This window comes from Nitrospira sp. Ecomares 2.1, from assembly GCF_965152585.1.
Genome location: NZ_OZ224219.1, coordinates 4,245,132 through 4,258,312, shown reverse-complemented (window position 1 = coordinate 4,258,312; position 13,181 = coordinate 4,245,132). Strand labels below are relative to the sequence as shown.

General features: G+C 50.5%; 14 protein-coding genes. 3 read left to right on the top strand and 11 right to left on the bottom strand.

Features of this window, described 5'->3' with window-relative positions:
• Positions 1–297 precede the first annotated feature (297 nt).
• Both ACWHYD_RS18845 and ACWHYD_RS18840 read right to left on the bottom strand, forming a co-directional pair.
• Positions 298–642: a 4a-hydroxytetrahydrobiopterin dehydratase gene (locus ACWHYD_RS18845; protein WP_447963551.1), complete on the bottom strand. Its 345-nt coding sequence runs from the start codon at positions 640–642 to the stop codon at positions 298–300.
• 366 nt (positions 643–1,008) lie between these two features.
• A complete protein-coding gene (locus ACWHYD_RS18840; protein WP_447963550.1) occupies positions 1,009–1,275 on the bottom strand; it encodes a DUF2024 family protein in 267 nt (88 codons plus the stop codon).
• Positions 1,276–2,153: 878 nt separating this feature from the next.
• On the opposite strand from ACWHYD_RS18840, the gene ACWHYD_RS18835 reads away from it, so the two are divergent.
• Entirely contained in the window at positions 2,154–2,714 is a 561-nt protein-coding gene (locus ACWHYD_RS18835) for a hypothetical protein (protein WP_447963549.1), read from the top strand.
• 497 nt (positions 2,715–3,211) lie between these two features.
• Positions 3,212–3,745 carry an acyloxyacyl hydrolase gene (locus ACWHYD_RS18830; RefSeq protein ID WP_447963548.1) on the top strand — a complete coding sequence of 178 codons (534 nt, stop codon included), beginning with the start codon at positions 3,212–3,214 and terminating at the stop codon, positions 3,743–3,745.
• Positions 3,746–3,901: 156 nt separating this feature from the next.
• On the opposite strand, the gene sthA is transcribed toward ACWHYD_RS18830, so the two are convergent.
• Both sthA and ACWHYD_RS18820 read right to left on the bottom strand, forming a co-directional pair.
• The gene (sthA, locus tag ACWHYD_RS18825) at positions 3,902–5,296 is read right to left on the bottom strand and encodes a Si-specific NAD(P)(+) transhydrogenase (RefSeq protein WP_447963547.1); all 1,395 of its coding nucleotides are present in this window, start codon (positions 5,294–5,296) and stop codon (positions 3,902–3,904) included.
• Positions 5,293–6,168: an HDOD domain-containing protein gene (locus ACWHYD_RS18820; protein WP_447963546.1), complete on the bottom strand. Its 876-nt coding sequence runs from the start codon at positions 6,166–6,168 to the stop codon at positions 5,293–5,295. The genes sthA and ACWHYD_RS18820 overlap by 4 nt, the downstream gene beginning before the upstream one ends.
• Positions 6,169–6,451: 283 nt before the next feature.
• Between ACWHYD_RS18820 and ACWHYD_RS18815 the strand changes: the two genes are divergently transcribed.
• On the top strand, positions 6,452–7,171 hold the full coding sequence (locus ACWHYD_RS18815) for an SDR family NAD(P)-dependent oxidoreductase (RefSeq protein WP_447963545.1): 720 nt from the start codon (positions 6,452–6,454) through the stop codon (positions 7,169–7,171).
• Positions 7,172–7,287: 116 nt separating this feature from the next.
• Here ACWHYD_RS18815 and ACWHYD_RS18810 read toward each other — a convergent pair whose 3' ends face one another.
• The 7 genes from ACWHYD_RS18810 to ACWHYD_RS18780 form a co-directional block, all read right to left on the bottom strand.
• On the bottom strand, positions 7,288–7,503 hold the full coding sequence (locus tag ACWHYD_RS18810) for a hypothetical protein (protein WP_447963544.1): 216 nt from the start codon (positions 7,501–7,503) through the stop codon (positions 7,288–7,290).
• Positions 7,504–8,239: 736 nt separating this feature from the next.
• The gene (locus tag ACWHYD_RS18805) at positions 8,240–8,644 is read right to left on the bottom strand and encodes a hypothetical protein (protein ID WP_447963543.1); all 405 of its coding nucleotides are present in this window, start codon (positions 8,642–8,644) and stop codon (positions 8,240–8,242) included.
• 43 nt (positions 8,645–8,687) lie between these two features.
• On the bottom strand, positions 8,688–8,954 hold the full coding sequence (locus ACWHYD_RS18800; protein ID WP_447965897.1) for a nucleotidyltransferase family protein: 267 nt from the start codon (positions 8,952–8,954) through the stop codon (positions 8,688–8,690).
• 222 nt (positions 8,955–9,176) lie between these two features.
• Positions 9,177–11,021 (bottom strand): AAA family ATPase, encoded by a 1,845-nt coding sequence (locus ACWHYD_RS18795; RefSeq protein WP_447963542.1) that lies wholly within the window; start codon positions 11,019–11,021, stop codon positions 9,177–9,179.
• Positions 11,018–11,524, bottom strand: a complete 507-nt coding sequence (locus ACWHYD_RS18790; RefSeq protein ID WP_447963541.1) for an ABC-three component system middle component 2 — start codon at positions 11,522–11,524, stop codon at positions 11,018–11,020. The genes ACWHYD_RS18795 and ACWHYD_RS18790 overlap by 4 nt, the downstream gene beginning before the upstream one ends.
• Positions 11,521–12,603: an ABC-three component system protein gene (locus tag ACWHYD_RS18785; protein ID WP_447963540.1), complete on the bottom strand. Its 1,083-nt coding sequence runs from the start codon at positions 12,601–12,603 to the stop codon at positions 11,521–11,523. Before ACWHYD_RS18785 ends, ACWHYD_RS18790 begins: the two co-directional genes overlap by 4 nt.
• Positions 12,600–13,085: a restriction endonuclease subunit S gene (locus ACWHYD_RS18780; protein ID WP_447965896.1), complete on the bottom strand. Its 486-nt coding sequence runs from the start codon at positions 13,083–13,085 to the stop codon at positions 12,600–12,602. The genes ACWHYD_RS18785 and ACWHYD_RS18780 overlap by 4 nt, the downstream gene beginning before the upstream one ends.
• Between the last annotated feature and the right edge of the window lie 96 nt (positions 13,086–13,181).

Here is a 13,181-nt window from a genome sequence, read left to right as displayed (position 1 = left end):
GGGAGCAATATCTCGATATCGCCTACATTTTGTATTACGAAACCGAGATTTATGGGTGAAATGGAAATTGAGTGGATAGGAATGACTGGATTCTAAGCCCTTGTACTCTTTTAGCCAAGCCCAGGGGGTCTTAGTTGGATCGAAGGAAATTCGATTAACTAAATGTCATGGCTTCATGTGCGACGTTTGTTCCAAGAGATCGGAAACCGGTGGTGACCCGAGGCGAAGGGGCCTGAGTTTGTTTTGCCTCTAAAGGGACCGGGTGAATCAAATTCTGGCTGGTGCCTAGAAGAGCCTTCAGTGGGCAGCAGGAAGGTGAAAGGCACGATCCGCCTTGGCAGCTAAATAAAAGTCACTTTCCGTGAGGCCTTGAATTTTGTGGGTCCAAATTTCTACTTTGCATTTGCCCCAGGCCAAATAGATATCAGGATGATGGCCCTCAAGTTCGGCAACATTGCCCACTCGATTAGTAAAAGCCAAGGCATCTGCAAAATTGTCAAAGGTATATGTCTTTTCAATATGACCTTGAGCATTTAGGGTCCATCCAGTCTCCAATTGACCTAACAGGTCCTGGATTTTCCCAGGTTCCAACGGCGGTACGCCCCCACGACATGGCACGCATGTATTATCTGCTAGGCTCATTTTCTTCCTCCTTACGTCCTGAAGATCTGCGGTGGATTGTCTTTTACACTATATTTTTTAATCCTATACCCGAGAAAACGTGATTTTCCCCATATCCTTCGTGTAAATCAGTTTCCATTGAGAAGTGAACCCCATGCAATCGTGATGTCACATTAAAGCCCTGCTTACTCCACTGAGTATAGCCATGACCAAGTGCGGTGCACAATTCCAAGGGCGCCTGGCTATCGGAATGTTCTGCGCAGTCCAGCCTAGCCCGGCATCGAGCCACACTCATATACGGGTCGAATATGACTCCACCAAATCCCAAACCTATGACTTTTGTTACCGACCCTTTTGACAAAAAAACAGAATGAGGGCAGGGGAGGGTCAGGAAGGCATAGGAAGGATAAAACCTCCATTTTGGGTAAACTCCTGTTGCTGGGTTTGAGAGAAAAAGGCGAGGGGTTCATTATGGCAAAATCGGCATTCTTCTGTTGTGATGACGGCCTCCGCTTCACCCAGGCTGGCAAGATAGGTTTTGGCTAATCGAAGAGCGGTATCTTCATCTGTTGTCATGACGTCAAAGTGAATGGTGCCAGTTTTTCCTTGCACCCAGGTATCAAAAACTTTGACGGTATTTGAGGATTTGTTCATGAATGTCCTTTCTTCCGGTTGCGATCATCGGGTTCGGCTAACTACTGATCGGAATGACAACTGTAAATACAGTCATGGCATTCAAGTGTCTGGTGAAAATTCCTTGATCCAGGTGCCAGGCCCCACTTTCCCATTGCGAGAATTTTCAGATTGGTTCCTGGGGTGAGGTGCACATTGGATTTTTGCCAGGGTTGGGTGGCGTTCACCGCAAGAGTCTGCCATTGGAGATTGCGGATATTCATACCGACTAAGGGTTCATAGTGAATGAGGGTATTCTCGTAGGATTGAGAAGGAGGAACCACCAGGCAGCCGGTGGTAAATAGACAGATCAGAATCCAAGAGGAACACGGTTGCGCGAATGAATGAGGAATAATAAGTCGTTATTGCTTCCATGACCGAGAACGAGTCCGGCTAAACTAATCGGAATGAAGCTGTTCGCGCTGATCCCGTGTTCATTCCACATTTTCCGACCAATCAGAGTCTCACAGGGGCCTTAAATCTCAATTTTAGTTAGGGAAGCTTCTGGGGTCAAAGACATTATCCTGGCTCCTAATGTTGGAATATGAGTTCTTGGTCTATTAGCCAAAGTCCTTGAAGGTCGTCGGTGGCCCAAGGTCAACTTGTGGTTTCCATGGCCATTGGCCGTTCGCCAGCCTAAGGAAGGGGAAGGACTTTGGGGATGGGGAGTCTCTTTCCAAAAGACCATTTGACAACCTGAATCCTGGGAAGGTAGAAAAAACAGCAAAAGCTTAGGTCCATCTGCTATTTAACGGCTTCTTCTTGTATTCAAGACCTAAGGACGGTTGATTATGAAAATATTCTTACCTTTTTAAACTGAGCCACGGAAGACCTATGGCAAGCGATCATGGAGTTGTGAAATGCCAGTGAATGCTCTGCGGAAAAGTGGGGCCAGAATGAGCCTGCAAGAAGCTCTTGCGCGAGTAGAGAAACTCAAGCGGTTATCAGGAAGCAGTAATCCTCACGAGGCGGCATTGGCCGCCATGCGACTGAAGGATTTTGATGTGGAGGCAGCCCGATACCCTCGCTCCGAACCTGTTATTGAAAATGTCCCTCCGCCCGATGACCAGGCTTACCTCAATAAAGTTGTTGAAATACTTGATGAAATGCCCATTGTCCCCTATGAGACGTTGGATGAGATAGAGGTCGGACAATCTCCTGATAAATCGAAAGTGAATTGGGATGAACTCCATTTTGCTCTGGTGAAGAAGGCGCAACGTATGGGGGCAGATGCCTTGATTCATATTCAATTAAAGGGTACCGCTGAGAAAAAGGTGCTTGGCGCCACGGCATTAAAATATCTCACTCCAAAAGAGGTCCAAGAAATTCAACAATCCACGGCATTAGACGATGCTGAGAAAGCCTATAACGAGTCCCAAAAAGAGAGGCTTGATGAAGACCTGGCCCCTGGTATTGGCTAACTAACACATGTTTGGTCCGAGTGAAGAAGGTCTGTTAGGCGTGAATGGAGGAAACGAGAAAGGGCCGTCACCTTTAGATTCGGGATAGACGGCCTCAAAAAATCGAAAAGTTCGTTGACCGTGTTTACTTCCTTCCCCTGAAGCTCTAAGGGGGACGACAGGCGAGTGAGGATATGATAGAATCGCCTCATCGTCTACCCCCTCATTACACCACACCATTGTCATTATTTTTGTAATCCCCTCTTATAATTTTTTCTCACAGACCTCGTCTAGGGGGCAGAGAAGTTTCACGTGTGGAAAGATCGTGAAAAACCTCTCTCTGGCCTCAATTGGCGATGTGGCAAGGTAGGAGCATGTGGTATCCAAGCCAGGGCTTGTCCAGATTGCCGGCACATGGTGGTGTGATGAGCTGTTATCATAATTCAACAAAAGGACCAACTGTGGAGAGAAGGAAAATCAAGTCCAAAGTCCCAGCAACGATAACCGGAATCCTGGTGATGACGGTGTGGCTCACGGTAATTTTTTCGGGCTTGGCCCACACAAAAGAGACGGAATTACTCTCCGTTGGGATACGAGGAGGGATCAATTCTGAAACGTTAGGCATTCCACCCACCGAAAAGGAAGATTTCGAGCAATACGACGTGTTTGCCGTGGTCGGAACTCCTTGGAGTTGGGATTTTTCTTCCGGATGGGATATCCGTTTCAGGCTGAATGTTTCTGCCGGAACGTTGAGAGCGGCAGGAGACTCAGGGTTTATCGGGGAGGTCGGCCCTGGGCTTGCGTTTTCGAAGCCAAGTTGGAGATTCACCTTCGATATTGGCGGTGGCGCGGCGTATCTGAGCGAGGAAAAATATGGCCGCCAGGATATTGGCGGACCCGTTCAAATTATCGGGCATGGTGGCATTACCTATCATCTTCCCTGGAGGATATCCGCCGGATATCGGTTTCATCATATGTCAGATGCCGCAATATACGGGAGCAATAATCGCGGAGTGGATCTGCACATGCTTGAACTCAGCTACCGGTTCTGAGGGTATTTGAGAAGATTCCTGCCATCATGGGGGTAGCGCTCCGATAGGACCTTCCTCCTTCAATCTGTGTATCTATCCATGGACGAATCATTCATCATCCAAAGATGGCGGGTTCGATTCTGGGAACATACCCTCCAAATACAAGAAACCAGTTGTTCAGTGTTGGCGTTGTTTGGCGATGTCGAGTGCGGCGACCCGGTAGGTTTCGGCGAGGGTCGGGAAGTTGAAGATGTTGTCAATAAATCGGTCGATGGGCATATTGTGGAGCAAGCCCATTTGGCCGATATGAATCAGTTCGGTCGCTCCCTCTCCCACGATATGAATGCCTAACAATTGTTCGCCTTTCGGGTCAGCGATCATTTTGAGCAATCCATGGGTCATGCCGGAGATCTGTCCACGCGCAATTTCATGAAATCTGGCCCTTCCCACGGTCGCTCCGCCATATTTGGCGGTGGCTTCCTGTTCGCTTAATCCCACGCTGGACATTTCAGGAATGGTATAGATTCCCATGGGGATATGCTCAGGAGCGACGCCGGGGTTGAGACCTAAGGCATGACAGACAGCACGGCGGCCCTGTTCCATGGAGCAGGATGCCAGCGACGGGGGGCCGATGACGTCACCGACGGCATAGATATGAGGAACCGTTGTTTGGCAGTGGTGGTTGACCGGAATGAGCCCACGAGTCGTTGGCTGTATCCCGGTGGCTGGTAAATGTAAATGTTCCAGATTGGACACTCGTCCGAGAGCCACTAGCACCTTTTCACTTTCCAGCGTTTCACCACTCTCTAAAACGGTCGTCACCTTAGAGCGTCCGTCCCACTGGACGGTGGCGATTTTTTGTCCACCCCGATAGTGCCCTCCGGTTTTCTCAAACGCTTCACAAAATTCATCGGTGAGTTCTTGATCCAAAAATTTGAGCGGGCGGTCCGCCGTATCCACCATGGTGACGTGCACTCCCAGCAAGGCAAAAATGGAGGCGTATTCACTGGCAATCACACCACCCCCCAACACAGTCAGGGATTTCGGCAAATAGACGAGGGAGAGAATGGAGTCGCTGTCCAGAATATGTTCATGGTCGATGGGAATATTATCAGGGACGCGTGGGCGAGAGCCGGTGGCGACGACGATAATCGGTGCAGTGACGAGGGTGGCGGTGCCGTCAGTCTTTTGGATACGCACTTCATGGGCGGACACAAAGCCAGCGCGACCATGAAAGCAGTCAATACCATTACGGGTGAGTTGGTTTTTCATAAACTTCCCGTGGGCGCGCACCACACGGTCCAAGCGGGTCATCAGATTGGTGATTTTGACGTCGTCCCGCATGCGGAATTCAAAGACTTCAGTTGCCTGGAGAAATCGCACCATCTGAAGGGCGCTTTCCCGTAAAGTTTTACTGGGTATGGTGCCCTGATAGACGCATGCCCCGCCCACCTCGCGGGTTTGCTCGATGAGGGCCACCTGCTTTCCGGCTTTGGCGCCTTGAATCGCGGCTTTTTGTCCTGCCGGGCCGCTTCCGATCACAATCAGATCAAATGGGGTCGGTGACGTCATGGCAAAAAACACTCCACACTTGCCTTGACGGTTTCACGCAATTCCAGTAGGGCCGTCATATCTTCAGGGTAAAAATTCAGATCCTGCACGACGGGAAGCGTGAGCAGGCTATTTTCGTCATGCCTGGAATTCCCAAGCATGACAGAGGCCAAATGATGAGCCAGGCAGGTGATCATGGCTCCCTTTGTGGGCGAAACGGCTTGGTGGTACTGGTCGTCCTGGTAGTAGCGGATGGTTTCCTGAACCGGATCGGGTAGTTGCCAGACAGCGGCCAATTTTGAACCTGCCCTACCATGAAACTCTTCGAAGAGGGATTCAACCGTGATCCAGGAAAACGGTTCCACTGAGTTCCCGGGAGATTGTGAGAGAAGATGGAGAATGGCGGGTTTCCCGATGGTATGCAGGAGCCCGCACAAAAAGGCGTTTTCCACATTATGACGGATGCGTCTGGCGATTTCTTTCCCGAAAATCCCTGTGGCTAGGGCGTGCCGCCAGAGGTTCCGTACTTCTGGTTCATAGCCGGTCGTATGAAAAACACCGCTTTGAACCGACACCGAAAATGCTAACCCGGCCAACATCGTTAACCCCAACCATGTGATAGCTTGTTGAAGCGAGACGATAGGGGTGCGAGAAGCATAGGCAGGGGAATTGGCAATGCGGAGGATCTGTCCGGCTAGTGCTTGGTCCTGTTGAATCAATGAAGACAGCTGTGAGGCGTCGGCATTCGGATCGTTTGAAAGTAGAAGAACCCGATTCGCCACGACGGGCAAAAGCGGGAGATCCAGATTCCCTCGTTCCAATTGATCGGCGATAAAGGAACGAAGGGTTTCCCTCTCTTCCTGTGCAAGAGAGGTGATCGTTGAGTGAGCCATGTCTCAACTTGTCGGTTTTCAGGAAACAACCTTTAGAATTGTCTAGTAATGCCCGGTATCGGGTTAAAAAATCCGGCTTACTTAAAGTGGTCTCCAGCACAATCTCTCGGGGAGGTTTCTCTATCTTTTTGGAGACCTGGATGAAATCTCATCCTTACCGTCAGGGTATGGTTCATCATTGTTGGCCTGGACTGGCCGGGTGGCCTACAGTCACTCCAAGAGTCGGTCTGGCGAGGCAGACGGCTAACGTATTTTGAGGAGAGGCCTAAAGGAGGAGAACGTTATGAAACGGCTAGAAGGTAAAATCGCGGTGGTCACGGGAAGCAGCAGCGGGATTGGCAAAGCCATTGCCCTTCGATTCGGAGAAGAGGGGGCAACGGTGGTCGTCGCTGCCAGACGGGTGGATTTGTGTCATCAAACGGTGGCGCAAATTACAGAGGCTGGCGGAAGCGCCTACGCTCAACAAACTGATATCAGTCAGGAAGCACAAGTTAACGCGCTGATGCAGGAGACGATTGCCCGCTATGGGCGAATCGATATTCTGGTGAATAATGCCGGCCTGGTTGGAGGAGGACGGGTGGCTGACACATCCACAAAAATGTTTGATGAGGTGGTGGGGACCAATTTGCGGGGAACCTTTTTCTGTTGTCGAGCCGGGTTTCAACACATGAAAAAGCAGGGAGGCGGGCTTATCATCAACATCTCCAGTGTAGCCGGGATTCAGGCCTGGGCAGGAACAGGCATCTACAGCGCCTCAAAGCATGGCATCATGGCCTTGACCAAGTCGCTGGCTGATGAAGGGCTGGCATTTCATATCAAAGTGAGTGCGATCTGCCCCGGTGGTGTGGCAGATGAATTGGTGGATGCGACGCCTGAAGAAATCCTCCATAGTGAAAAGATTGATCCCTATGATGTCGCTGAAACGGCAGTGTTTTTGGCGACACTGGGATACCATACGGTTGTGCATCAGGTTGTGTTGGATCGGCTAGGGGCTGATTGGTAAGAAGGGCTAGGTGTAGATTGAAAAATATGTCCAATAAAAAAACGACCTTCCGGGGCTTAACCCGGAAGGTCGTTCTTCAAACAGACTGAAAAAAATTATGAAGCCCAGGCGAAAAACTACTTGTCGCCTTTTTCTCCATCCTTTTCATCGTCACTTTTGTCGTCCATATGCTTGTCGTCACCTTTGTCGCCCTTGTCATCCTTGTCCCCATCTGCACCCAAGGGAAAGGTGTTCTGAATGGACGAATTGTCAGCCAAGGACCCGGCGAAAGTCATTCCGCCAAAGGACAAGGCAACAAGTAAGGTCAATAAAACAGTGAATAATTTAACCATGATTCAGCCCTCCAAAATTAATAAAGGTTAACCACGATCTCCCTTGAATCATCATCTTGGGAGAAAAACTCTAACTACTCACAGGACCGGCTAAATGAGCAAAAATCATTCCCCGAATTGTAGAAAAATCATTTACATAACACATTGTTTTTGTTGATGAAATATAACGGTTCTGCCTGGTGAGTTTATGAAGAAATTCTAATAATTTTACCAAAAGGAAAATTACCTCCAGATAAAAACAAGAAAAATCATAAAAAAACATTAAAATACAATGATTTGTGTAAATATAGAATTAGAAAAATTCGTTTAAATTCTCATGCCTCCCCACTGTATGGGTTGCCCTTCACAAGTATGGTTTTCACTGCATCTGTTTTCATACAAAGCCCTCTGTAATAAGCGAAAATAGGTCAAAAAAATAGTCCTAAAGGACTAGGAAGTGGATTGCCAAAAAGAAGGTTCCAGCTGATTTGACTGAGATGAGAAAAAAGAGAAAAAGAGGGCAGGGGAATGGCGGGCCTGAAGGGCAGGCACCAGGAATAGGAGAACGAGCATTGCCGAGGAATAGAGCGCTAAAAGCAAGGGATCCTAGGTCCTTTTCTCATCGTTCTTTTGGAGGGGCCACCCCCACTTTTTCTTAAAATAATCTCCTTAAACTCACAGGGCTTCATGGCGAGTAGCCGCTCTCGGAAAAACTTGTGAGCTTGCGAATCGAGGGTGGTTTAAAACACTGGACGGGTCACATCGAGGCATGGGCCGTGAAAAATGGAGAAGGCACGGTGGTATAGGCCCGATAGATATGCCGGAAGACGTCCTCGGCCTTGACCTCCACCTCCTGTTCGGCAAAGCAATCCACGGGGAGGCCGGTATCCTCGCTCCAGAGAAAATCATGGATCGCCTGGCGCACGGCATCCCGGGTGGCTTCTTTCTCGCGCCACTGATCCACCCGCAGTTTCTCTTCCTTCAACCTCATAAGTAACTGCGTGGCCACTGCCTTGATGCGTTGGATGTCGGATAGCTTCAGGTCCGTCTTGTTCAGCAGGTCGAAGATGGCCAGGGACTCCTCGTCCAATCCTTCGCGCACGGCGCGGTGGGCTTCGTCATCCAGTTCCTGCACCAGCTTAAACTCCTCAAAACCAATCATATCCTGAAATTAGAAACGCCATTCCCTCTGCTGGCCACGCGAATCAGACATGGATTGCATCCTTTTCTACATACGGGCGAAGCTCCGGGCGTAGCGCCTTGTCTGTTACCAGATCTACCGGACATCCCAGAAGATCCTCCAGATAAAACTGTACCCCGAAAAATCGCTTCGAGTTGGCCGGCCCATCGAATGAGACCAGAATATCGACATCGCTGCCCTCGTCAGCCGTATCCCGCGCCATTGAGCCGAACAGGGCGAGATCCGTGACACCGAAGCGCTCACGCAGGGTCGCCTTGTGCTCATCCAGCATCGTTATCACCTGTTCTCTTCTTATCGGTTGCATCTTATCGCCTTCGTGTTCATGGGGTTAGCGTATCACAGTGCCATTTTTACCCAATATTCGCATGATTCCTGACAAATTCCGATTATCAACCGATCTTGCTGCGCCAGGTAAGTCGACTGTGGTTTGCTGGACGAGTGTGTCTTCCGTGTATCCTGACAATGCGTGCTCCTGATTAACGCAATGCACAAGTTAGCGAGGGGCTGGGATGAAACCCTTGCGACCAGTGCTGGTACCCGTAAATTTAATTGATGTAATCGCACTTGCATCGATCAGGTCTGTTGGCGGCGCTTCATTCTCAAGGATCACAATTTGGCTATCTGAAAATGCTTCGGCTAGATCACGGAAGAAGGCCCCCTTCAGGTCGGCACTGAGCTCTGGGTCATTAGAGTCTGGTTCGCGGTAGACAACAAGCGGCGAGTCCATCACTGAAAACCCTGGATGCGGAAGTAATCTGCTTAAGCAGTATCCGAGCAGGGCCGAGGTGAATGCAGCATGGGTCACAGCCCGCACTCCCTTTCCGTGACTGGTACGTCGACGTCCAGAGACGACAACATCCCAGTCTTCTTCACTAAACGTGACGCGTTGAAGCCCTGGGAATTTCCAACTGCGAAGTCTCTCCTCTACTTCCTGTGCAAATTCCTCTAGATCACTCGCAGATATCTCTGCAGTAGCCGGCGTTTGTGTGGAAGTAGATCTGGCCTCAAGGCTCCCTGCTAAACCTTCAACCTCTTCAAGTTGTTTGTACTGGTCCAGCGCCTGTCGTACACGGTCCCGCTCATCACGAGTTGAGCGTAACACCTGGGTCAATTCATATGCTTGTGGTCTTAGCCTGGCTGCCAAAGCGGAGTTCAGGTCGGAAAGTTGGCCCTGCAACCCAGCTTTTTCTGACTGTAGCTGGGAAGTCTCTTCAGTTACCTCGCGACGGGTTGCTGTGAGATCGGAAATGAGCGAACGAATCCTGTTGGCCTCTGCAGCGGATGCTTCCGCGACAGCAACCGGATCTGCGCGCTGCGATCGATGGTCGTCTTCATGGTGCTCGGGCAGAGCACCGCAAACGGGACATCTCTCCTCACCGAGATCATTAAGTCGAGCGCTCGCCTCTTTTATGGCTTCCAGCCGCTGCAGATCTGAGTTGTACTGGTTGGCAAGGAGTGCGAAACGTTCTGAAAGGCCACGAAGCACTTCAAATCGGGATTCCATCTGACGAAGGCGTGTCCATGCCTGCCTTCGGTGATTTTCAATCTCATTGACGGACGATCCCAATGCCGAGAGGCGCAAGGCTGTCTCTTCGAGAGTCGCGTCAAGTCGATCCATACGGGCACGAAGCTCGGAAGCATCCTCTTGGGTTCCGATCTCGGCGAGCTGGTCGCGAATCTGATTGGCCAGCTGCTCCAGAACTTCGCCCTTTGCGTCAAGTCTAGCCTGCGATACTCGCCGATCCTCGGATGCCACAACAGCGGAGTCGTCTTGTCCCGAAAGCATAAGCCGAAACACAGACTTCTCGACAGTTTTAGTTGTGTACTGTCCGGACAAAAGTGGTGAGCGAGTTCGAATGATGTCTTCTTCTGAAATGACGATGAGATGCGCAAGATCCCGAAAACTCAGCGGCCGCGTCTCACCACGAATATTCGTGCGGACGAGCTTGCCGGTGAGACCTGCCAGATCCAAAAAGAAATGTGAGACCGTATCGTCGCGATCGCCTTCGTGTTTTTCTCGTAACACGCTTTCCGAACCATCCGGCCGTCGCAGTGTAAACGCACCGCCACGAAGGGCTCGTGACAGTACGAATGTAGCGTTATCTGCAAGTGCCTTAACTTCTAACACAGCAGTGTCGTAACTGCGTGCCTCGGGAATTTCTTTAGGTGCAGCACCGGCACCTAGAAGGTAGTCGATGCACTGAAGGATGAATGTCTTCCCGGTATCTGATGGCCCGCTGATAACATTGAGCCCGGAACTGAATCGCACCTCCGCGTCTTCGACACCGATGCCCGTGAGTGCGACCCGAACAAGCTGGAAGCCGTTCTCTCGTTTCATGGTACGTCCTCCGCCCAAAGGACCGAATCCATTTCAAACTCAGCACCCCATTCACCGAGATGTTCCTTCACAAAGGTATCGAGGTCACTGTCAGAGTAGGACGTAAATGAATCCACTACCCACTCGGCTCGATCGCGTAATGCATGAACATACTCCGAGACCATCGCATCCAGAAATGAGCCTGTGCGCTCAGTTGCAACATAGGCAACACCGGACTCGCGATACAGTTCGTCGATTAACCCTCGACTCATGTACAGCAATAAACCACGGTGAAGAGTGTCTCGCCGCACGAGCAACTCACCACTGCGATACGGAGTTTTGGGGTGTAGTCCTGGCGGGCCGTCTGGAACGTCATCTGAATGAACAAGCAGATAATCATAAATGATCAATCGCTGGAATGATGCCTGCTCTGGATAAAGCATGTAGAGAAGCACTGCAGCACGCAGGCCGCATTCAACTGAACCGTTAAATGGTGACGAAATGTTTTGCTGTGTTTCCGTCATGTTCGCACCCATGTCACATCGTCACGATCATTAGCTAATTGATGGCACACGCCACCCCGATCTCTCAGGTGCATCCGTGGAACGAGCGGATGCGCTGTCAATTGCAGGGCTCTGGCGGTCCGGACAACCTCAAGCAGACGGCGATAACCGTTGTCAAAGTTGCCCCGAAGTAGATCACGTATGCCGGCGTGAATCTCCTCTTGCAATTGTTCAAAAGAACCCTGCGGGAGAGTATCCCGCGAAAAGCTTCGAAGGGATTCAGCGCTGTAAAACTCCTGGCGCGAATCGCCATAGTGTGCGACAAGATTGGCATCACCTTGAACATCCACAACGCTCGATACTTGCCGCCCGTGTTCTTCCGCATACGCCTCAAAGAGTTTCCGGAGATAGATTGTTTCCAGTTGGTCGGGCTCCATTGGCGGCGTCGGAACCCCTGGTCGAGGCGGCAACCCTCCTCCAAATCGCGCTATATGCCATGGAGTGGTGCGATGCTGCTCCAGTAGTGTCAGTGGTGGAGTAGACCCAAAGATTGAAAAGTCGAGGTGGCCCAAGTAGTCGCGCATGGCACCTTCGAGCGGCACATTCCCAGTACTTGTAATCAATGATCGGCACTTGCTGTCCCAATTGGAAATGAGCCCTGCTTTCAGCTCACCTGGCTTTTCAAGCAGCTTACTGAGCGTAGTGCCTACGCCCTGTGGGGCAACGAATCTGTACTGGCGTGGATACGTGAATTCATGGCGGTGCGTGTAGTATACCAGCTTGCCAAGTTCAATCCAGATGTCCGAAGGCATCAGTGGGCGATCGTAGTGCTTGCATTGATAGTTGTCCCAAACAGTTGTGTTCGATTCATCCGGTACAGCAATGACGTCGCGACCCATGTCGCCGGCACCTCCACATCGATTAACCCGTGCATACCGCGATTTGAGAGAATGAGCCCATTCAAGGACGAGGTCCTCCCACTGAGATGAGCTGAAAAGACGAATCCGTTCGATCGGAGCGATTGCTGGACCGGATACCACTGTGTCAGCATTTGGGGCTGGAGGTGGTGGCGGTTCGGGCAGTGGGATCGTGTCGCTCATATCGTCACCTCTCCGTTCATCAGGCGCGGAAGGAGCAGATCGCGAGCTTGGACCAATTTTCTATTTTGGTCGAGTAGGGTTTGCCTCTGCCAGAACGCAGCCTTCGTTATTTCCAAATAAAGGGCAAAGATTTTTTCGTCTGGAATTAACAGTTGAATTGATTCGATCTGGCCACCGCTAATATTAGGCTGTGTCGCACCTCCTGCCAGATTTATTACCTGAGTCTGCGCAACCCCTTTTTGAAAAAATGGGAAAAAATATCTTTCGACCGGTACACCATTCTTGCTTTTGAACAAACCGACCCCCTGATTCAAATAGTATGTCCGAGTGCTATCTGACAGTATTCCCACTTTTCCGACAGTAGCACCTGGCATAGCTATAGGAAGTGCCTCAATCGGAATCGCAAAGCTGGCGGCCTGTTCAGCGACAGTATCGTTGACGAAATCACAGCCTTTGGCGTCTACCTTTCCATCTCCTGATATGTCAGTGCGTCAACGCTGTATCCTTATGAAATGTTTGGGGAACTATAGCATTTACCACTTATTGTTCCACCAAAAAAAATTCGATCCGGACATCCA